The 21,332-nt window shown below is 61.3% G+C and carries 15 protein-coding genes and 2 pseudogenes; 7 read left to right on the top strand and 10 right to left on the bottom strand.

Going from position 1 to position 21,332, the window contains the following annotated elements:
- Positions 1–157: 157 nt before the first annotated feature.
- The gene (locus tag AAIS01_RS24955) at positions 158–682 is read right to left on the bottom strand and encodes an Mpo1 family 2-hydroxy fatty acid dioxygenase (protein ID WP_343471142.1); all 525 of its coding nucleotides are present in this window, start codon (positions 680–682) and stop codon (positions 158–160) included.
- 87 nt (positions 683–769) lie between these two features.
- On the opposite strand from AAIS01_RS24955, the gene AAIS01_RS24950 reads away from it, so the two are divergent.
- Positions 770–1,456, top strand: a complete 687-nt coding sequence (locus AAIS01_RS24950; RefSeq protein WP_343471141.1) for a Crp/Fnr family transcriptional regulator — start codon at positions 770–772, stop codon at positions 1,454–1,456.
- A gap of 180 nt (positions 1,457–1,636) precedes the next feature.
- On the opposite strand, the gene AAIS01_RS24945 is transcribed toward AAIS01_RS24950, so the two are convergent.
- Positions 1,637–2,641 (bottom strand): AraC family transcriptional regulator, encoded by a 1,005-nt coding sequence (locus tag AAIS01_RS24945; RefSeq protein WP_343471140.1) that lies wholly within the window; start codon positions 2,639–2,641, stop codon positions 1,637–1,639.
- Between the two features lie 100 nt (positions 2,642–2,741).
- Here AAIS01_RS24945 and AAIS01_RS24940 point away from each other — a divergent pair, with 100 nt between their 5' ends.
- Positions 2,742–3,815 carry a fatty acid desaturase gene (locus tag AAIS01_RS24940; protein WP_343471139.1) on the top strand — a complete coding sequence of 358 codons (1,074 nt, stop codon included), beginning with the start codon at positions 2,742–2,744 and terminating at the stop codon, positions 3,813–3,815.
- 193 nt (positions 3,816–4,008) lie between these two features.
- On the opposite strand, the gene AAIS01_RS24935 is transcribed toward AAIS01_RS24940, so the two are convergent.
- The 3 genes from AAIS01_RS24935 to AAIS01_RS24925 all read right to left on the bottom strand — a co-directional run bounded on the left by AAIS01_RS24935 (position 4,009) and on the right by AAIS01_RS24925 (position 8,091).
- Positions 4,009–6,513 carry a TonB-dependent siderophore receptor gene (locus tag AAIS01_RS24935; protein WP_343471138.1) on the bottom strand — a complete coding sequence of 835 codons (2,505 nt, stop codon included), beginning with the start codon at positions 6,511–6,513 and terminating at the stop codon, positions 4,009–4,011.
- An 86-nt stretch (positions 6,514–6,599) separates the two neighbouring features.
- Positions 6,600–7,601 carry a FecR domain-containing protein gene (locus AAIS01_RS24930; protein WP_343471137.1) on the bottom strand — a complete coding sequence of 334 codons (1,002 nt, stop codon included), beginning with the start codon at positions 7,599–7,601 and terminating at the stop codon, positions 6,600–6,602.
- Positions 7,591–8,091: a sigma-70 family RNA polymerase sigma factor gene (locus tag AAIS01_RS24925; RefSeq protein ID WP_092399821.1), complete on the bottom strand. Its 501-nt coding sequence runs from the start codon at positions 8,089–8,091 to the stop codon at positions 7,591–7,593. The genes AAIS01_RS24930 and AAIS01_RS24925 overlap by 11 nt, the downstream gene beginning before the upstream one ends.
- 203 nt (positions 8,092–8,294) lie before the next feature.
- Here AAIS01_RS24925 and AAIS01_RS25785 point away from each other — a divergent pair.
- Positions 8,295–9,320 (top strand): annotated as a pseudogene (locus tag AAIS01_RS25785) (cache domain-containing protein); the annotation flags it as partial.
- Positions 9,321–9,437: 117 nt separating this feature from the next.
- A complete protein-coding gene (locus tag AAIS01_RS25780; RefSeq protein ID WP_370695180.1) occupies positions 9,438–10,223 on the top strand; it encodes a methyl-accepting chemotaxis protein in 786 nt (261 codons plus the stop codon).
- Between the two features lie 346 nt (positions 10,224–10,569).
- On the opposite strand, the gene AAIS01_RS24915 is transcribed toward AAIS01_RS25780, so the two are convergent.
- From AAIS01_RS24915 to AAIS01_RS24895, 5 genes are all read right to left on the bottom strand, one after another.
- Entirely contained in the window at positions 10,570–11,034 is a 465-nt protein-coding gene (locus tag AAIS01_RS24915; RefSeq protein WP_343471135.1) for an SRPBCC family protein, read from the bottom strand.
- Positions 11,035–11,066: 32 nt separating this feature from the next.
- Positions 11,067–14,486: an amino acid adenylation domain-containing protein gene (locus tag AAIS01_RS24910; protein ID WP_343471134.1), complete on the bottom strand. Its 3,420-nt coding sequence runs from the start codon at positions 14,484–14,486 to the stop codon at positions 11,067–11,069.
- Between the two features lie 10 nt (positions 14,487–14,496).
- Positions 14,497–15,429 (bottom strand): diiron oxygenase, encoded by a 933-nt coding sequence (locus AAIS01_RS24905; protein WP_343471133.1) that lies wholly within the window; start codon positions 15,427–15,429, stop codon positions 14,497–14,499.
- Positions 15,426–16,202: a DUF3050 domain-containing protein gene (locus AAIS01_RS24900; protein WP_343471132.1), complete on the bottom strand. Its 777-nt coding sequence runs from the start codon at positions 16,200–16,202 to the stop codon at positions 15,426–15,428. Before AAIS01_RS24900 ends, AAIS01_RS24905 begins: the two co-directional genes overlap by 4 nt.
- 688 nt (positions 16,203–16,890) lie before the next feature.
- Complete coding sequence (locus AAIS01_RS24895; RefSeq protein WP_343471131.1) at positions 16,891–17,583, bottom strand: GntR family transcriptional regulator; 693 nt, start codon at positions 17,581–17,583, stop codon at positions 16,891–16,893.
- A gap of 274 nt (positions 17,584–17,857) precedes the next feature.
- Between AAIS01_RS24895 and lapG the strand changes: the two genes are divergently transcribed.
- The 3 genes and pseudogenes from lapG to AAIS01_RS25775 all read left to right on the top strand — a co-directional run bounded on the left by lapG (position 17,858) and on the right by AAIS01_RS25775 (position 21,324).
- The gene (gene lapG, locus AAIS01_RS24890) at positions 17,858–18,481 is read left to right on the top strand and encodes a cysteine protease LapG (protein WP_370695181.1); all 624 of its coding nucleotides are present in this window, start codon (positions 17,858–17,860) and stop codon (positions 18,479–18,481) included.
- 14 nt (positions 18,482–18,495) lie between these two features.
- Positions 18,496–20,442 carry a cyclic di-GMP receptor LapD gene (lapD, locus tag AAIS01_RS24885; protein ID WP_343471130.1) on the top strand — a complete coding sequence of 649 codons (1,947 nt, stop codon included), beginning with the start codon at positions 18,496–18,498 and terminating at the stop codon, positions 20,440–20,442.
- Positions 20,443–20,965: 523 nt separating this feature from the next.
- Positions 20,966–21,324, top strand: a pseudogene (locus AAIS01_RS25775) (DUF6124 family protein).
- The last annotated feature ends 8 nt before the right edge of the window (positions 21,325–21,332 follow it).

Genomic DNA, 21,332 nt, shown 5'->3' with positions numbered 1-21,332 from the left:
GGTCCAACTCCTGTGGGAGCGAGCTTGTGGGAGCAAGGCTTGCCCGCGATGCAAACACCTCGGTGTAGCTGATCGACCGAGGCGATCCCATCGCGGGCAAGCCTTGCTCCCACGGGTTCGCTCCAACAAGGGGGGTAGGCGGGGTATTGTGTTGTTTTCAGGCGGCCGAACGCCGGTTGCGCAGGGCCACCGGCCCGGCGCGCTCTTCGATGGCCCGCTTCAGTTCGTCTCTGAGCCCTAACAGAAAACCCGCCTCGACCACCACGAACAGCGGCCCGACAATCAACCCGGAGAGGTCATCGACGAACGCCGGTTTACGGCCTTCGTAATAGTGGCCGACAAACTGGATCACCCAGCCCACCACGAACATCCCCAGGCCACTGCCCAGCCATACCCAGGTGCTTTGCGCGGCGAGCACCTGGCCCAGCCATAGCGCCAGGGCCAGCAGTACCGTCATCAGCACCCCCAAGCGCAACTCCAGACGCAGATAGAACCAGGCACTGGCTAGCGCTCCCAGCAGTGCCGGAGACACCAGGAGCGCGCCCACCGGCCAACCCGGCCGTGACAGCAGCACCGCTACGGCGACGAAAATCAGCGGAATACCGATGAAGTGCGTGGCGATGTTGCGTGGGTCACGGTGGTAGGCGGCATATTGACTGAGATGATCAACGAGGCTTCTCATTGTTGTTCCTCCTGAGGTGATACCTGCATGATGCCCAGGTTCCACGAGGCGTTCTGTCAGTTAGCCGACACTTGTCCCGGAGTTTCCATGAATTCGCATCCCTGGCACTCGCCCCTGTTGGCCGGTCACTGGTACAGCCACTTGCCCGCTGAGTTACAGAATAGTCTGTTGGCAATGTCGCGGGTGCGCCGCCTGATGCCGGGACACCGGCTGTTCCAGCGCGGTGACCCGCCCTGCGGGATGTACGCCGTACTGGAGGGTGCGGTGCGGATCGGCGCAGTGAACGAACAGGGCAAGGAGGCGCTGCTCAGCGTGGTGGAAGCGCCCCATTGGTTTGGTGAAATCTGCCTGTTCGATGGCCAGCCACGCACCCATGACGCCGTGGGCGTGGGCCAGTGCACATTGCTGCATTTGCCTCAGGCGCCGTTGATGGCGTTCCTGCAAGAGCATCCGGTCTATTGGCGAGAGATTGCGCGGCTGATGAGCCACAAACTGCGCCTGACCTTCATCAATCTCGAACACCTGAGCCTGATGCCTGCCCCGGTACGTGTTGCCCATCGCCTGCTGATGATCGCCGAAGGCTACGGTGAAATCGAACCGGCGCGACGGGTCTTGCAACTGCCCCAGGAACAACTGGCGCTGATGCTCTCCCTGTCGCGCCAGACCACCAACCAGATCCTCAAGGACTTGCAGGGCCAGGGCATTGTGCACCTGGGTTATGGCGAGATCGAAATTCTGGATATCGAGCGGCTACGGGCGTTGACCACAACCTGAGTCCGGCCCAGCATCTGTGGGCGCGGGCTTGCTCGCCAAAGCGATGGGCCCGTTGGCTGTGATGTTGACTGTGCTGCCGTCTTCGCGAGCAAGCCCGCTCCCACAGGGTTTGTGTGCGCCATAAATCGAATGTGGGAGCGAGCCTGCTCGCGATAGGGCCAGCCCGGCCAGCGCAAACCCCTAGCGCAAACCGTCACGAAACTGCCCCGGCGTCATTCCGGTCCAGCGCTTGAACGCACGGCTGAAGCTGCTGGCGTCGGCAAAGCCCAAGAGGTAACCGACTTCGCTCAGCGAACATTGCGGGTCGCGCAGGTGCAGCAGCGCCAGGTTTTCCCGGCATTCGTTAAGCAGCGTGTCAAAGCGGCAGCCCTCATCGGCCAAATGCCGTTGCAGGCTGCGCAGGCTCAAGTGCATGGCCTGGGCGATGCGTTCGGCGCTGGGTTCGCCTTCGGGCAGTTGCGCCTCGATAGCGGCTCGCACCTTGCGCTCCCAGGTCAGCGGCTGGAGCTGGGCGAGGGTGCGCTTGAGTACCGTCTCGTTATGTTCAGCCAGCTCCGGGTTGGCGTCGTCCAGGTGGCTGTCGAAATCGACGAGGTTGAATTCCAGGCAATCGTGCTCGGCGCCGAAATACACGGGTGAACGAAACACTTTATGCCAGGGGCCAGGGTCCGACGGTTCCGGGCGCCGCAGGTACACCGCCAGCGGTGCGTAATCGCGGCCCAGGCGGTTACGACACGTGCGCACGTAAATCGCGGCGAATGCATCGATGGCTTCGAAGGCCGGCATCGCCCGGCCCTGGGGCACGTCGAGCCTGAAGCGGTAACGGTCTTCGCAGCGGCTCAGTTGCAGTGTCAACGCATCACTGACCACCGGGTGATAACGCACGATCCGCTCAAACACTTCTCGCAAACTGCCGCTGGCCACCAGGGCGTACCCCAAGGCGTGGAACGTAGTGGGGCTGACGAAGCGCGACACCCGCAGGCCGATCGCCGGATCGCCGCTGGCCTGCACGGCCAGCTCCCACAAGCGCGTGGTGGCCGAGAGCGGATAACGGGCATTCGGGTCGTCCATCCATTGCGGATCGAGCCCGGCCTCCAGGCACAAGGCATGGCTGTCCAGGCCCAGCGCATCAAGCTGTTTGCGCAGGGCGCGGGTCCAACTGGCGAGGGAGGTGGGTTCAGTCATGGCGATTGGCGCTTGCGGTCAACAGGTTGGCGTTTACGGCTACCACCCTAGGGGGCATCGCCCGGCAGGATGAGCACATCTCTAACAGAGGATGTAAGCCATGCACGGCACTTGCGCAAGCCCCGAGCGATTGAATGCACAACAGCGGTCCGCCCATATTCGCCAAGTGGTCCTGGCCCGTGGCGAGGCGCTGCGCCAGCGCTACCCGATCCTGCGGCACCAGGATGCGTTGGGCGCGAGCATCCTGGCGTTTGCTCTGGCCGGGATGGTCGGTTCGGCACTGCTCTACATCAACGGTTACCTGGCCGGTTGGGCGTGCCTGCTACTCAACGCTTTTTTCGCTTCACTGACCCACGAGTTGGAACACGACCTGATCCACAGCATGTATTTTCGCAAGCAACGCGTCCCCCACAACCTGATGATGGGCCTGGTGTGGCTGGCGCGGCCGAGCACCATCAATCCTTGGATCCGCCGCCACCTGCACCTCAATCATCACAAGGTGTCTGGCAGCGAGGCCGACATGGAGGAACGCGCCATCACCAACGGCGAGCCTTGGGGGCTGGCACGCTTGCTGATGGTCGGCGATAACGTGATGTCGGCCTTCATTCGCCTGCTGCGGGCCAAGACCTGGGCGCACAAGCGCAGCATCCTCAAGCGCACGCTGAAGGTGTATTTCCCGCTGGCATTGTTGCACTGGGGCGCCTGGTACGTGTTTCTCGGGTTCCACGGGGCCAACGGCATCGCCGGCCTTCTGGGGACTTCGATTGATTGGTCGACGACCACGCTGTCGGCCATGCAGGTGATCGACATCGCGGCGGTGGTGATCATTGGGCCGAATGTATTGCGGACCTTTTGCCTGCACTTCATCAGCTCGAACATGCACTACTACGGCGACATCGAGCCGGGCAATGTCATCCAGCAAACCCAGGTACTCAACCCGTGGTGGTTGTGGCCGTTGCAGGCGTTCTGCTTCAACTTCGGCAGCAGCCACGGGGTCCATCATTTCGTGGTCAAAGAGCCGTTCTACATCCGCCAGATGACGGTGCCGGTGGCCCACAAAGTGATGCGTGAGATGGGGGTGCGGTTCAATGATTTCGGTACGTTTGGCCGGGCGAACCGGTTTGTGCGGGAAGAGGGTGTGGTGCGGGAGGAAGGGGAGGCGGTGCGGGTTTGAGGCGCACCACTTCAGGGATGAAAAACACAACCTGTGGCGAGGGGATTTATCCCCGTTGGGCCGCGGAGCGGCCCCAAAGAGTTGAATGCAATCAGGCCTGACACCACGAGGCGGCAGGTTCAAGGGGCTGCTGCGCAGCCCAGCGGGGATAAATCCCCTCGCCACAAGGTCATGGCAGCCCTGAAAGCTGCGGTCAGAACTGGTAACTCACCGTAGCCGCCACGTTGCGCTCTTCGCCCAGGTAGCAGTAGCTCAGGCTGGCGCAGGAGGCGACGTAGGTTTCGTTGGTCAGGTTGTTGGCGTTCAGGCGCACGTCCACGCCTTTGAGGCCGACCTTGCCCAGGTCATACCCCACCGACGCATCGAACAACGTATAGGACGGCACCTTCATGGTGTTTTCCGCATCGGCCCAGCTGTAGCCGACATAACGCACGCCACCGCCCAGTCGCAGGCCATCGAGCGCGCCGCTGTCGAACTTGTAGTCCGCCCACACCGAAGCCATGTGGCGTGGGGCCTGGGTCGGTGAGTTGCCCTTGTTTTCGATGATGTCGGTGGCGGTGCTCAACGTGCTGATCATCGACTTCGAGTACTCGATATCGGTGAAGGTGTAGCTGCCCAGCACTTTGAACTGCTCGGTCAACTGCAGATGCGCTTCCAGTTCCAGACCCTGGGAGCGAACGGCACCGACGGCGCGGTAGAAGTTTTCCTGGGGCAGTTTGGTCGCCAGGTTCTCCTGGTCGATGCGGAACAGCGAGGCGGTGTACAGGTCATCCGTACCCGGTGGCTGATACTTCAGGCCCAGTTCCCATTGCTTGCCATCGGTCGGCGGCAGCGGGTTGCCGGCGCTGTCGGCGTAGGAGTTGGGGTTGAACGACTCGGAGTAGCTGATGTACGGCGCCAGGCCGTTGTCGAACAGGTACAGTGCCCCGGCGCGGCCAGTGAGCTTGCTGCGCTTGTCGTTGATCTCGGTGCCTTGCGGGCGGCCGAACTCAGCGATGCGGTTTTCATCCGAGGTTTTCACCCAGTCCTGACGCAGGCCCAGGGAGAAACGCCATTTATCCATCTCGATCAGGTCTTGCAGGTAGACACCGGTTTGTTCCAGGCGCCGCAGGTAGCTGGTGGGGCTGAAGTAGGTGATGGCCGAGTTGCCATAGACCGGATCGAAGGCGTTGATCGGGGCCAGGCTGCCGCTGGTCCAATCCACCACGGTCTTGCGCCGCTGATAGTCAGCGCCCATCAACACGGTGTGCTTGGTCGCCCCGGTGAAAAATTCAGCCTGCAGCATGTTGTCGACGATAAACGAATGCAGTTTTTCTTCGGCGCCGGTGTAGTAGCGGTTCAGCTCGTTGCTGGTTGGCGTGGTCCAGCCATAGGCATAGACCTGATCATTGGTGACCTGGGAGTCCAGGTAACGGAAGTTCTGCCGGGCGGTGAAGACATCGTTGAAACGGTGTTCGAACTGGTAGCCGAATGACTGCTGATCACGTTCATAACCATCGACCCCCGGCTCGCCTTCGAAGAAGTTTTCCGAGATGCGCTTACCGTTGCGCTGATGCAGGGTGCCGTCAGCCGGCATGCCGCCGTGATAGCCGCCGTCGGGGTCGTGCTGCAGGTAGGCCTGAAGCGTCAGCGACGTGTCTTCGGTAAAGTCGATGCTCACCGTGGGGGCGAGGGCAAAGCGCTTTTCCTGGGTGTGGTCGAACTGCGTGTCGGACGTATCCGCCAGGCCCACCAGGCGATAGGCGAAGCGTTTGTCGTCATCCACCGGACCGGTGAAGTCGAAGCCCATGCCGCGTTGGCCCTGGGTGCCGACCGTGGCCTGGATCTGGTGATAAGCCTCGTACAGCGGCTTCTTGCTGGTGAGCGCCACCAGCCCGCCGGGGGAACTGCGACCATAGAGCACCGAAGACGGGCCTTTGAGAATGTCGACCCGCTCAAGGAAGTACGGATCGACCTGCATGGAACTGTAGGTGCCGCTGTCGCCCATGGACTTGAGGCCGTCGAGGTAGATGTTGTCCACCGAACCATCGTTGAAACCGCGCATCGCCACGTAGTCGTAGCGATGGGTCGCGCCGTAGGGGTTGGTCAATACCCCGGGGGTGTAACGCATGGCCTGGGAGACGGTTTGCGCGCCTTGGTCGTCCATTTGCTCGCGGGTTACCACGGAGACGCTCTGCGAGGTTTCCCGCAGGGCGGTACTGGTCTTGGTGGCGACCTGGCTGTGGGTGGCGTTGTAGCCCGCCATGCTGCCCAAGGCGTTACCCAGGGCAAACCCCTTGATGTCGGTGGTGGGCAGCGCCAAAGTGCCGTCCGAGGCCTCGGTTTGCAGCACATAGCTGCTGCCATCGGGGCTGACGGCGGTCAGGCCCGAAGCGCTGAGCAGCTGGCTCAGGGCCTGGTCCGTTGAATACTCGCCGTGCAGTCCCGGGGACTGGATACCGCTGGTCTGCTGCGGCGTGCTTGCCAGGGTGATGCCGGCCTGACGAGCGAACTGGTTCAGCACATCGCTCAGGGGGCCGGCGGCAATGTCGTAGCTCTGGCGCGCGGTGGTGACACCGTCTTGCGCCGCGACGGCGAGCATCGGCACGGCGCCCGCACTCAACACCGTGGAGAACAGTGCAGCACGGATGGCATGGCGCAACAGGCCTGTTTGCGAGGAGCAGCCAAAGGGGGTGTTGAGGTTTACGCGCTCAGTCATTGTGGGTTTCCGTTGGAGTCGCTAAGGGCAGATAAGCGTTGCTTACTGTCCTAGCCGGACTTGCGCGCAAAACCCGCCAAAAAAAATCAGGCCGATTCCTGCACCGTGACCCACCAACGGGTTCGATAGCGTAATTGCACGGGGAGTGTGCGCGGCAGAACGGCCAGTAACTTGTCGGTGTCTTCCAGGCGGAAAACACCTGACAAGCGCAAGTCTGCAATCGACGCAGCGCATTTCAGATAGCCCTGGCGGTAACGTCCTACCTCGTTGAGGAAGTCTTCCAGGCGCATGTTGCGCGTAACGAGCAAACCGTCCGCCCAGGCGCCGACGTCCATATCCAGTGGTGGCGTCAGGGTCGCGGTTGATGAACTGATCAGATAGCTCTGCCCGGCGCTCACCAGCAGCGCAGTCCCATCGCCGCCGCGGTGCGAACGGATCGCGACCGTGCCACGGGTGACGCTCAGGCGTGTGCAGGCATTGTCCTGCCGCACGACGAAGCGCCCGTCCAGCCCTTCAAACAGACCATGTTGGCTGCGCACCAGCAGCGGCCGCTCGGGATCGTGACCGCAGGTGAGCATGATTTCACCCCGCGTCAGGCTGATCAGGCGATGCTCGGTCGTGTAGTCCAGGTCGGCGGCGCTGTCCGTGTTCAGTTCAAGCCGCGTACCGTCCGGCAGCTGGAAGCCTCGGTGTTCACCGGTGGCAGTGGCGAAATCCGCGTTCCACGGCTGCCAGCCCAGATCCTTGCCCAGCCAGGCGGCGGAGCCTATCAGCGCCACCCCCGACAACAGTTTCAAGGCCTGGCGCCGACCGAGTCGCTGGGCGCTGTTTTCCAGGGTGTCGAGAGCGACGTGGGCGCCGGGGACCGCCCTCAGGTTCGAGGTCAATTCACTGTGCAGCGATTGCACCCGCTGCCAGGCCAATTCGTGCTCGTGATGGGCGGCGCGCCAGACCTCGCATTGTTGGCGCAAGGCCGGATTGGCAGCATGGTTGCGCAGGCGCAGCACCCAGTTGATCGCTTGCCTGACTACCTGTTGGGATGGGCCGCTGCGTCGACTCAACACGTTATCCACTGGCTCAGCTTTCATAGCGCAACACGTAGCAGTGATACAGCGCATCGGCGACGTATCGTTCCACCGACCGCAAGGAAATGCCCATCTGCTCGGCAATCTGCTTGTACGTCAGGCCTTCGCACTGGGCCAGCAGAAATGCCCTGCGCACTTTCGGTTTCAGGCCCTCCAGCATTCTGGCGATGGCTTCCAGCAACTCCAGGATCAAGGCCTGGGCTTCGGTGTCGGGGGCTTGGGCGGGTGGCAGGTGGGCGATGGATTCCAGGTAAGCGCGTTCGATTTCTTCCCGGCGCCAATGATCGATCACCAGGCCTTGGGCGATGGTACGTAGAAAGGCGCGGGGCGACTTGAGCTCCAGGCGTTCAGTGCGTTGCAGCAGGCGCACGAAGGTGTCCTGGGCCAGGTCCGCTGCGTCGGCAGCATTGCCCAAGCGGCTGCGCAGCCATGTGTGAAGCCAGCCGTGATGGTTGCTGTAGAGCGCCTGTACTGCAAACTGGGGAGAAGACATGAACGCGAAGGCCTGGATATCACAAATGATAATAGGTCGCATTGTCATCAGCGGTCAGTGAATTTGCAACCACCGTTCGACGCACCGTGTCCTTCCGTCGCCCATTTGTTCAAAGGGCTCATATTTTTTTAACTGTTGCCGACAGCGTTATATGCGTGCACCAAAGTGGAGCAGATCACAAGTCCGCCCGCGCTGTGACATGAATGCTGCAATCGGAATGCACCCCCACTCCCTGCATAAGAAGCCTGTCGATGAATCTGAAGTTCAGCCATAAAATCCTTCTGGCCGCCTCTGGTGTGGTCGTTCTGGCTTTTGCCCTGTTCACCCTCTACAACGACTACCTGCAACGAAAAACCATTGGCAGCAGTCTCGAATCGTCCATCCAGCAGTCCGGCGACCTGACGGCCAGCAGCGTCCAGAACTGGATGAGCGGCCGGGTGCTGGTGCTGGAAAACCTGGCGCAGAATATTGCCCACCAAGGCGCGGGTGCCGATCTGCCGGGGCTGGTGGATCAGCCGGCGCTGACGTCGAATTTCCAGTTCACTTACGTGGGTCAGGCCAACGGCGTCTTCACCCAGCGCCCTGACGCAAAAATGCCCGACGGCTACGACCCGCGTCAGCGCCCCTGGTACAAGCAGGCAGTCACCAGCGATCAAACCATGCTGACCCCGCCCTACCTGGCAGCGGTCGGCGGCCTGGTGGTGACCATCGCCCTGCCGGTGAAGCACAACGGTGAGCTGCTCGGTGTGGTGGGTGGCGACCTGAGCCTGGAAACCCTGGTGAAAATCATCAACTCCGTGGACTTCGGCGGCATCGGCCACGGGTTTCTGGTCAGCGGCGACGGTCAGGTCATCGTCAGCCCGGACAAGGACCAGGTGATGAAGAACCTCAAGGACATCTACCCCGGTACGCCCGTGCGCATCGAGAAAGGTATTCAGGAGGTTGAGCTCAATGGCCAGGATCGCATTCTTTCGTTTACCCCTGTCGTGGGTCTGCCGAATGCCCAGTGGTACATCGGTCTGTCCATCGACAAGGACAAGGCCTACGCACCGCTGAGCCATTTCCGTACCTCGGCGTTGATTGCGATGTTTGTGGCGGTGGCGGCCATTGCGTTGTTGCTGAGCCTGTTGATCCAGGTGTTGATGCGTCCGTTGACCACCATGGGGCGTGCCATGCAGGACATCGCCCAAGGTGAAGGCGACCTGACCCGGCGTCTGGTCGTACAGGGCAAGGATGAGTTCGGTGAGCTGGGGAGTTCATTCAACCAGTTCGTGGAGCGGATTCACGCATCGATCTCGGAAGTGTCTTCCGCCACCCGACAAGTGCATGACCTGTCCCAGCGGGTGATGACTTCGTCCAATGCCTCGCTCGTCGGCTCCGATGAGCAGAGCGCCCGCACCAACAGCGTGGCAGCGGCCATCAATCAGTTGGGCGCCGCGACTCAGGAAATCGCCCGCAATGCCGCCGACGCCTCGCAACAGGCCAGTGGTGCCAGCGAGCAAGCCGATGACGGACGCCAGGTGGTGGAAAAAACCATCCAGGCCATGACCGAGCTGTCGCAGAAGATCAGCCTCTCGTGCACCCAGATCGAAACCCTGAACGCCAGCACCGACAACATCGGGCACATCCTGGACGTGATCAAAGGCATCTCTCAGCAAACCAACCTGCTGGCGCTGAACGCTGCCATCGAAGCGGCCCGTGCCGGTGAAGCCGGACGTGGGTTTGCGGTGGTGGCCGATGAAGTGCGCAACCTGGCGCACCGTACCCAGGAGTCGGCTGAAGAAATCCACAAGATGATCACCTCGCTCCAGGTCGGTTCTCGTGAAGCGGTGACGACGATGAACGCCAGCCAGCTTTCCAGCGAAGAAAGCGTGGAAGTGGCCAATCAGGCGGGTTTGCGGCTGGTTAGCGTGACGCAGCGCATTGGCGAAATCGATGGCATGAACCAGTCGGTGGCGGCCGCCACCGAAGAACAGACCGCCGTGGTGGAAACCCTCAACATGGACGTCAGCCACATCAACCTGCTGAACCAGCAAAGCGTCGCCAACCTCAATGAAACCCTGAAAGATTGCGATGCCTTGTCGCAACAGGCCAACCGGTTGAAGCAACTGGTGGACAGCTTCAAGATCTGATCTCTGCCAACATCACCGCCAACCGTCCCGCCGCCATCGCGAGCAAGCCCGCTCCCACAGGGGATTGGCGGTGGATCTGGATCTTGCGGCCACCCCGGAACCAAAACGGTGGGAGCGGGCTTGCTCGCGAAGACGGCAGTACAGCCAACGTCTTCATTGACTGAGCCACCGCTTTCGCGAGCAAGCTCGCTCCCACAGGGGATTGGCGGTGAAGCTGGCTCTGGCGACCACCCGGAACCAAAGCGGTGGGAGCGGGCTTGCTCGCGAAGACGGCAGTACAGCCAACATCTTCATTGACTGACCCACCGCTTTCGCGAGCAAGCCCGCTCCCACAAGGGAGTGGTGTTTACTTGAACATCACTTGCACATTCCCCATCGCCTCATCGGCAAACCCTTGCAGGAAATCCCTGAAGCCGGACGGGGTATGTGCGTCGGTGTGGTCGGCGATGATGGTCCAGGTGGCGCGGCAGCGGTTGTCCGCCAGGGGCTCGACGCGCATCGCCGCCCACAGGTTGTCGATGCCCAGGGTGTTGTAGATCAGCGTCCAGGTCATGTGCATGGCCTGGTCATCACGGCTGTTGAGCTGTTCCACCACCAGGTTCTGCCCGTCGCGGAAAAACTTCTTGCGCAGGGATCTTACGCCCTCGCCGGTCATTTCAATGTGCTCAAGTGCCGGGATGAATTGATCGAACCCTGCAAAATTGCCCACGATTGCCCAGACGCTCGCCGCGTTGGCGGGTACTTCCACTGACGTTTCGACCTGGCAGGCGCGAGGGTTCTTGATCAAGGTGTCGGGTTGAAGTGCATTCATGGTCTTGCTCCTTTTTTACAGTTGAGGGTGCTTCAGATGAAATCGATGGCCTTGAGGTAATCGGCGCCGCGGCGCAGCAGGGCCGGGGATTTTTCCGGGTAGCGGGCGCCCATCTGTCGTACACCGGCGCGGGCGTTGTCGTGGTTGATCAGCGAGATGTCGCCGATGTCTTCCTCGAAGCCGTTGAGGTAGAAACCCAGTACGCCGAACAGGGCGTTGTCGGCATCGACCCGGCCTAATTGCCGTTGCCAGTCGGCGACGCTGACCAGGGAAAATGTGCGGCCGCTGTCACGAAACGACGCCACATAAGCGTCCCAGCTCAAGGGCTCGGGGTTGTGCAGGTTGAACACCGCCTGCGTTGGCTGATAGCGACTGGCGTGGAAGGCGATGAAGCGCGCCAGGAAGTCCACCGGCATCAGGTCGAAGTTGAGTGACAGATCCGGCACCTGACCGAGCTGGATCGAGCCCTTGAGCATCAGCATCAGTCGGTTCTTGTGGGGCTGGCAGACCCCGGTCAGGCTGTTGAAACTGATGTTGCCCGGGCGAAACAGATTGACCCACACCCCACGGTCACGGGCCCGCTGCAGGATCCGCTCCCCGACCCATTTGGACAGGTTGTAGCCGTTCTTGATGTAGATCGGTGGCGTCTCTGCGGCGGGCTGCTCCAGGACCTGGCCGTCGGCATCCAGGGCACTGGACGCCGACAGCGTGGAGACGAAGTTGAAGATCTTCTTGCTGCGCCCTTCACACAGGCGCAGGCATTCGAAGATCGGCTCCACGTTGTCCCGCGCCAAAGACTCGTAGTCGAGCACGTGATTGACATGGGCCGCGTTGTGCACCAATGCGCCGAAGGTGCGGTCGATGCGGGCATAGACATCGTCTGGCAAACCCAATTGCGGTTGGGTGATGTCGGCGGCGTAGACACTGACGCGGCTCAGGTCCAGGTGGTTCAGCCGATTGTCCCGCAGGGCCTGGGCGAAGCGTTCGGCCGCGCTTTGTCCACCCGATTCGCGCACCAGGCATGCGACTTCGGTGGCGCCCCAGGCCAGCAAGGCCTCAACGATGTGTACCCCCAGAAAACTGTTGGCCCCGGTCACCACCACCTTGTGCACATCACCACACCGGCTGACAGGCAGCGGATCGAGGTTGAGTTCCGCTTGCGCATCGATCAAGGCCTGGGGGCTGAGGGTCGATGTGCTGTTTTGCTCAGGATCGTCTAGCAACTTCGCCAGCGTCATCAGCGTAGGTGCTTCGATGAAGCGATTGATCGACAGGCTGCGCCCGAAGGCCTCGCGGACCCCGAGCAACAGTTGAGACAACAGGATCGAATGCCCCCCGAGATTGAAGAAGCTTTCATCGGTGGCGATGTCGTCGACGGGCAGCTCCAGCAACTCGGCCCACAGTTGCCGCAGCTGCGTTTCCAGAACGTTCTGCGGCTGGCGCCGATGGCTGCCGACTTGCACTGGCACCGCCGTGGCGAGCAAGGCCCGGCGATCGACTTTGCCGTTGCTGGTGTAGGGCAGGCTGGGCAGTTGCACGTAGGCCGCCGGGTGCATGTAGCTGGGCAGCGCGTTTTGTACATGCTCGCGCAAAGCCTGGAGGGCGGCGCCGGCCCGCTCTTCCCGAGGGTGAACCAGAAACGCCAGGATTCGCCGACGTTCATCAATGCCCACCGCTACTTGGCGAAACAGTTGGCTGTCGCGCAGGCAATGCTCGATTTCCTCGGGCTCGACCCGAAAGCCGCGAATCTTCACCTGGTTATCGCGCCGACCACACAGTTCAATGCCGTTGTCGGTCCATTGGGCGATATCGCCCGTGCGATAAACCCGCAGCGTTGCCCCGCCGGGCAGCGTCAGGTTGAGGTAGCGGCTCGCGGTCAACGCCGGGTCGTTCAGATAGCCGAGACCGACCCCAGGCCCGGCGATGTACAGCTCGCCCGGTGTGCCTTGGGGCACCGGTTGCAGCTGTTCATCCAGAATCAGCACCCGACCATTGGCGATGGGCACGCCGAGGTTGCGGTTGTTGTCGCCGACACCGAATTGCCGGGTGGTGACCAGCACCGTGGTTTCGGTCGGGCCGTAGATGTTGTGGAAACTGCACTGCGGTGCGAGCTGTTCGATCACGAACGGCTCACAGACATCACCGCCGGTAATCAGGTGTTCCAGCCCCAACGGCGCATCCAGTGGCATCACGCTCAGCAGCGCGGGCGGCAGGAAAGCGTGAGTGACGCGTTGTTGCTCAATCAATGCCACCAGTTGCTGCGGATCGCGCCGCTGGTCTTCGCTGGGCACCACCAGCCTCGCACCCTGGATGAAGGTCGGCAGGATATCCAGCAGCGATGCGTCAAAGTTGATGGTGGAGAACTGCAATGCCCGGCTGTCACGCTGTAAGCGGACATAGTCGCTATACCAGGCGCAGAAATGGCTGAGGTTGCGATGGCTGAGCAGCACGCCTTTGGGTTGGCCGGTGGTGCCGGAGGTGTAGATCGCCACGGCCGGTTCGTCGATGTCCACCACGCGGCGGATCAGCGAGGCGGGAATGCCGGGCTGGGGGGCAGGCAGCGTGCGCACATCCAGCGTCGGCAGCGATAGCTCGCCCAGGTCATTGTCACCGTCGTGCAGCAGCAGGTCCGCGTTGGCGTTCTCCAGGATAAAGCGCCGTCGTTGCGCGGGGTGTTGCGGGTCCAGCGGCAGGTACACCGCCCCGCAACCCAGTATTGCCAGGATCGCGGCATACAGGTGGGTGGACTTGGGCAGGCATACGCCGATGACCCCAGGTTTTGCCCCTGCCCGTTGCTTGAGTATCGACGCCTGCAAGCGCAACGCCAGACTGCGCAAGGACTTGTAGTCGACGAGCTGACCTTCGACCCACAGCGCCGGTTGCGTGCCGTCATCGAGGATGCGCTGTTCGATGTCATGCATCACCGGCACTTCGGCTGCAGCCAGCAACCAAGGCACTGGGGGCCGATTGAGTTCGTGCTCGAAGGCCAGCGGCTCCAACACATCCAGCCCGTGCAACGATTCATCGCAGGCGTCGGTCTGCACCGCCGGCCAGTGATCGAAACAGCCTTGATCCCGGGAAAGCTGGCTGACCAGTCGCGCCCCGTCCTCGACCACCGCCGCCAAGGTGCGCAGTCGCAAAGACTGGCCGTTGCCGCCGCCTTGCGCGGCGATCACTGCCCGGGACAACGGCCGGTGCGCGCTGTCACGAAAAACCACCATCGGCTGTGGCAGCGCCTGGCCGGGAAAAGCCTGGAGCGCCACGCGCACCTGAAGGCTTGAACGGGCGTCCAAGGTGCAGGGCAACGTCCCGTCATCAATCAACAAGTCGACCGCTGCGTGGTGGTTCGCTGATGCAAGATGCACAACACCGTGGCCGTGCAGTTCGAGCTCCTGGGCCAGGTCGGTCATGGCCTGGCTTGTGCCAGACAGTGCAATTTCGAGGCGTCTCATGGGCGGATCCTCATGGGGTCAGGTAGTCGGCCAGGGCGTCACGCACGCAGGGGGACGCCAGCATCGAGCTGCTGCGGAAAAAGCGCGTGATATTGCCCACCAACGGATGAAAACGATTGATGGGATAGGCCAGGGCACCGGCTTCTTCGCGCAGTGACTGACGCACCGATTCGTCGACGGGCAGCTGTGCGATCAGCTGGAAATCGAACGCCTGTTGCAGATCGCTCGCCAGATACTGGCCGATGAAACCGGGCATCAATCGTGCAATCGTCTCGCGGTCGGCTTCGGGCGCGCTGCGCCAGTAGATTTGCACCAGCCGCGTCCAGAACCCGGAGTGTCGACCCTCATCCAGCAAGTGGTCGGCCATCAGGCCCTTGATCGACGCCTTGACCGAATCATCCCGGGCGAAGGCTGCCACTTCGTTGGTCACGGTGTTCTCGGCAATGGCGATGCAGATCAGTTCCACGGCGCTGAGCAGATGCTCCGGGGCCTGGGCCAGCGTCGCCGGTATGGCGCGGCTGAGCTCGATCTGATCGGGCAATGGGATCGGTGCGATGCCGGTCATCTCGATGGTCTGTTGCATGAAGTCCATCGCCACCAGTGCGTGGTAATCCTCGTCCACCACCACCGTCATTGCGTCGTAGCGGCAGGCGAACGGGAATTCGATGCCGAAGCTGTTCTTGGCAATGCGCCGGGCGGTGTGGTCCACCAGCTCGGTCTCGAAGATCACCACATCGTTGATGAACTTGTAGAGGCTCTGCACCAGCGCAAAGTCGCGCAATTGCGGGCAGTGGCTAAGGAAGGTCTGGCTATGCACCAGCGGCTGACGGCTCATGGGGAAGATCAACTTGTCGTCGTCTTCGACCCGGCGCCGTGGCCGGGTGCGGATCGTGGCGCGGCTTTCCCAGGCGTCGGCGAAGGATTGGTATTCGACGGCGTTCATGGCGCCACCTGCGCAAGCGGTTGGGCCATGCTCTGCCGTAACCCGTCCCACAACGCGGTGCGGCTTTGGACGGCAGCGAGTGCGGCGGCCAGCACCTCGGTTTCGCGTTGCGGGTCGCCATCGATCAGCCGGGCCAAGAGTTTTTCCGCCGCGGGGCCGTGGTCCTCGGAATCGACCTCGATGTGCCGCTGCAGGTAATAACGAAACGTCGGCGCCTGATCCAGGCCGATGCCCCAGGCGTCCAGCATGCGCTGGAACATCTGCGGGATGACGCTCTCGCGACCATGCACGAAGGCGGCGGCCACGCTGTGGGCCGGTGCGTGCAGCGCGGTGTGCAGGGTCTGGCGGACGAACCGGGCCGCCGCCGGCTCCACCTCGACGCTCTCCAGGGCCGTTTCGGGACTGACGCCTTCCTGTTGCAGGGTGATGAACTGCTCAATGGCGCGAGTATCGGCGCCAACCTCCCGCATGGCGTCCAGGTACAGTTCGAAATGGCTGCAATAGCCGGCTCCGGGGCGGTCATCCGACTCCTCGCCCAGGACGATTTCGTTGATCAAACGTGCAGCGTGTGGGTCGGCTGGCGGTAACCAGGGCAGGTGGACACAGGTCAGCTCCCGTTGCAGCCGTTTGGTCAGTGACATGAAGTCCCACACGGCAAAGACATGGCTTTGCATAAAACGGCGCAGCAGATCGATTGATGTTATTTCGGAAAAAACCGGGTGTTCGCCAAGGGCATGTTTTTTCAGAGATAGTTGTTCTTTGGTGGGTAACATCGGAACGTCCTCATCAATGATGTTTGTTCGGAAAAGTCACCCGGCTTTAATAAAAAAGCGAGCAGGTGCCTGAACCGGAGTCCATAAGTTTCGAAAGTATGTAAGTGCTCGGCTTAACGGCGCATTTATGGCGTTTTGGTAAGGTTTTTCAGGCCTTGGCCATAAACGTAAGCGGTCGATAACGACTCGACGGATAAAAAACTAATACACCGAACAAGTAAGCAGCAAGTGTTTTTTTAATTATTTAAAGGGGGTTATTTATTGGGCGCGAAGAAGTGTGTTAAAACTTTTAATATAAGTTTTATTCAGGCGAAGCCGCTCCTTCCGATAGAGAAGTATCAGAATCGAAGAAGTTGAGTGAATGCCTCACTCGGAGCACTTCAGGGGACAGGGAAATAAGAAGTTGTTGTTTTATGGGGGGGACATCGGTCGGACTTCCGATCATCCCGCCGGTTGGACGGTGCTCCTTGCGTGTTGGCTTCGATTCGCCTGGCTGCGGCCAGGCGCTGACTTCTTCAGGTCTGTTTTTAATCGACAAACGCAAGAGTGGGCCCAAATCGATGGCAGTGCCATTGAACTGATGGGCGCAACAGGGCGCGGCTACGCTGCGGCCTCGTCAGGCGGGCGAGAAGCCCTGTAGGAAGGATGTGTAAGAAAGTGATGCGCCGGCCAAGGCGCGGGCATCAGGTCAACGGCTTGGTTGTTTTTCCAGGTAGCGGCGGATGGTGACGCAGGCTTTTTCCAGGTGCAGCTCCAGCAGGGCAACCGCTCTGTCGATGTCCTGGGCCGCAGCGGCCTCCAGCAGCGCACGATGATCGTCCTGGGTCAGTTTGCCCAAACCCATGGACGACAGATGAAAGCGCAAGAAGCGTTCTTCCTCATTGAGCTCTCGCTCGATCAGGTCCAGCAGTTTGCTGTTGGGCGCCTTGTGATAAAGCGACATGTGAAACAGGCGGTTGAGCCTGCCAATTTCAGCGTGATCGGTTTGGGCTTCCAACTGCTCGATGTAATGGGCGGCCATGGCCAGGTCTTCGGCATCGAGCAGGGGAATGGACAGGCGCAAGGCGAACGATTCAAGGACCGCACGCAGGGCGTACGTTTCGATCGCATTGTTGGTGATCAACGGGGCTACCACGGCGCCTTTGTGCTGAACCACATTGAGCAGTGATTGCGCCTCGAGCTGGCGCAAGGCCTCGCGTACGGGCATGCGGCTGACGCCGAACAGGTCGGCCAGTTCCTGCTGGCGCAGGGCGGTGCCGCAGGGCAGGCGCCCGTCGAGTATGGCCTCGCGCAGGGACTCTTCGATAATGGAACGTGCCTTGGCAGCGGGGATGGGCCCGTTGACCTGGATAGTGCTTAACGGTTTGGGCTTCTGTGTCACGACAACGCACCCTGACTGATGAGTAACGAAAGTTGGATCCAAGCCAACGTTAGTTACAGATTGCCAAGCCGTCAAAACTTCGCGGCCCCGGTTCCTGAACTAAAGTTTAGTCTGCTTGGGGTGATCGCACCTTGCCATTGTCTTTTGTCGGGCCAGGCTTCACCATCCAACGCATTTCCAACGGCCCTTTTTGGACGTATTTCCCTTGGCTGCACCTTTCCCTGTTCCCAGGTCCTTGCGCTGGCTGTGTTCGGCATTGTTGCTGGCCGGCCTCATGCTGGGCGGCTTGCAGGCTGACTGGGACTTTGCGCAGATCAGCCGGCGGGCGCAAGCGTTATATGGGCCATTGGGCGAAGGGCAGCAGCGGATCGATGCCTGGCAGCAGTTGTTGGCGACCCAGAAGCAGACGCCGGAGCTCGAGCAGCTCAAGGTGGTGAACCTGTTTTTCAACAAACGGGTGCGCTACGTCGAAGACATCGACCTGTGGCGTCAGGTCGATTACTGGGAGACCCCGATCCAGGCCTTGTGGAAAGGAGCCGGGGATTGCGAGGACTACGCCATTGCCAAGTACTTCAGCCTGCGTCGGCTGGGGGTGTCCAGTGACAAGCTGCGCATCACCTACGTCAAGGCGTTGCGGCAGAACCGTGCGCACATGGTGCTCACCTACTACGCGACCCCCGACGCCATGCCGCTGGTACTCGACAGCTTGATCGACGGCATCCTGCCGGCCAGCCAGCGGACTGATCTGTTGCCGGTCTACTCTTTCAATGCCGAGGGGTTGTGGCTGCCAGGCGCCAAGGGCAACAAGAAAGTGGGTGACACCAAGCGCCTGTCCCGGTGGCAGGATGTGTTGAAAAAAATGCAGGCCGAAGGTTTTCCGGTCGAGACGACTAACTAGGAGCGCGCGCTCAGATGTCTTTGTTCAAACAGCTTTTGATCGCTATCTGTCTGTTCCTGGTGGTTGCCTTCAGCGGCAGCTTCATGGTCAGCCTGGAAAGTTCGCGGGCCCAGTACGTCAACCAATTGCGCTCCCACGCCCAGGACGCGGCCACGGCGCTGGCGCTGTCGCTGACGCCGAACATCGACGACCCGGCGATGGTGGAGTTGATGGTCAGCTCGATTTTCGACAGCGGCTATTACGCGACCATCCGTGTGGTTGATGTCGCCACCGACAAAACCCTGGTCGAGCGCACCGGCACGCCCGACGCCGGCAACGTGCCGCAATGGTTCATCAAACTCATCGGCCTGGAGCCGGCCGGTGGCGATGCGATTGTCAGCCGCGGTTGGGAGCAGGCGGCGCGGGTCGAAGTGGTCAGCCACCCGATGTTCGCCCTCGCCAAGCTGTGGCAGAGCGCATTGGGCAGCCTGGGCTGGCTGCTGCTGTGCGGGGCGGTGAGCGCGGTGCTGGGGGCCTTGCTGCTGCGGCGTCAGCTCAAGCCGCTGGACTACATGGTGCATCAGTCCCATGCCATCGCCCGTCGCGAGTTCCTGAGCCTGCCGGAGCTGCCGCGCACCCCGGAACTGCGCCGGGTGGTGCAGGCGATGAACCAGATGGTCGAGAAGCTCAAGGCGCTGTTTCAGGAGCAGGCTGAGCGCAGCGAAAAACTGCGGGTCGAGTCTTATCAGGACACTCTCACGGGCTTGGCCAACCGGCGATATTTCGAAATGCAGCTCCACGCCCGGGTGAGCAATCCCGAGCAGGCCAGTTCCGGTTATCTGCTGTTGCTGCGGGTCAAGGATCTGGCCGGACTGAACCAACGGCTGGGCGGGCAGCGCACCGACCAGTTGCTCAAGGCCGTGGGCGAACAATTACAGCGTGAATGCGCCCGCTACCCTGAAACCCACAACCTGGTGACGCGCATTCGCGGCGGGGAGTTCGCCGTGCTGGCGCCGGGGCTGGTGCGCGAGGAAGCACTGCAACTGGCGCAGAACCTCGACAGCGCGTTGGCGAGCCTGCATGCCACCGGTGCGACCGACGTGGCTTCGGTGGCCTCCATCGGACTTGCCCCATTCGTTCATGGCGACTCGCCGCAAGCGGTGCTACAGCTCGGCGACCAGGCCCTGGCCCAGGCCGAAAGCCAGGGCGAACCGGGTTGGGCCTGCCTGGATCACAGCGCCTCGGCCAGCGTCGGTGACGATCATCATGCCTGGCACAATCTGCTTGACCAGGCCTTGAGCACTCAGCGCTTCGAGCTTTACTTCCAGCCGGTGGTGGCCGCCCAGGACACCCAAGTGGTGCTGCATTACAAAGTGCTGTCGCGGCTGCTGGACGAGCAGGGCCAGACCATTCCCGCCGGGCGCTTCCTGCCATGGTTGGAGCGCTTCGGCTGGACCGCGCGGCTGGACCGTTTGATGCTCGAACAGGTGCTCAAGCAAATGGCCGGGCACGAACAAGCCCTGGCCCTGAACCTGTCTTCCGCGACCCTGGCCGATCCGCAGGCGCTGAACAAAGTCTTTGAAATCCTACGGGCCCATTCCAACCTTGGGCCGCGCTTGACCCTGGAGATTGGTGAAGAGCAACTGCCGGAGCAAGTCGTGCTGGAGCAGTTGACCCGGCAGCTGCGTGAGCTGGGTTTCTCCCTGAGCCTGCAGCGTTTTGGTGGGCGTTTCAGCATGATCGGCAACTTGTCGCGGCTGGGGTTGGCTTACCTGAAGATTGATGGCAGCTACATTCGCGCTATCGACCAGGAGAGCGATAAGCGCTTGTTCATCGAGGCGATCCAGCGTGCTGCTCACAGTATTGACCTGCCGTTGATTGCTGAGCGGGTGGAGACTGAGGGGGAGCTGGCGGTGATTCGTGAGATGGGGTTGTTTGGGGTGCAGGGGCAGTTGGTTGGGGAGCCTCGGCGTTGGGGGTGAGGGTTGCTGGCGAAGCGGCCTATAGCCTTTTGACCGAGTACATATCCATTGCTGCGGTAACGGCCACTTAGGGTTCCGCCCTTACGGCGGGTCACTTTTGGCAAACGCCCGGAATGCCGGCCCAGCCAAAAGTGAGCCGCTGTAAGAGCGGAACCGCCAGTAGCCGTTACCGCAGAAACGGATATACACCCCCTCTAAAAGTAAGGTCCTAGGAGATTTCCTTCGAGTTGTGGCGAACTTGGTGAACTTGTCCGGCGTCTGCCCCGTGGCTAGTCTGGGTTTGTCACTGAAAAAACGGTGACACCGGCGTGCAAGCCGGTTAGAAAGACGCCCAACAATATCACCAGCCACTTATCGTGCATTCGTGCTCATGTTTTATGGCAGCTGTGTGCGGGAGACCTTCGGGTCTGCCGAGGTTTTTGGGCGTTGTCTTACTCGGTCTTGCACACTCGCACATAGCTGCCACCCTTCATCGCGTGCAAGCGAGCCAGGGCGGCTCTGAATTGAATAGGAAGCCCAAACCATGTTCAAAGCTACGCCTAACCCTCCACAGCCCTCATCCAAATCCCGAGTCGAAACCCTGCAAGCAAAAAACTCGACGAAGCCGCCGAGCGCGCTCTCGACTACTATCTCAAACCCAAACCCGTCGACGAGGCCCAAGCAGGCCAGCTCTTCATCGTATCCCCGAACATCGACACCGAAACCCTATTGGCCAATGCCTCCGAAGACCTGCTGTCCATCAGCGCCATCGCCGCCGACCTGGCTGATGACGTCGACGGCTCACGCCGCAGCGTGATCCTGGCGATCAGCCAAATGGCCGACGGGGTGCATTTGTTGGTGGAGCGGGCGATGGATCGGCTTGAGGTTCAAGCGCCGGGCTGACATCTGTG

The sequence above is a fragment of the Pseudomonas halotolerans genome (assembly GCF_039581215.1).
GTDB classification, from domain to species: Bacteria; Pseudomonadota; Gammaproteobacteria; order Pseudomonadales; family Pseudomonadaceae; genus Aquipseudomonas; species Aquipseudomonas tehranensis.
This window is presented reverse-complemented; position numbering and strand designations above follow the sequence as displayed.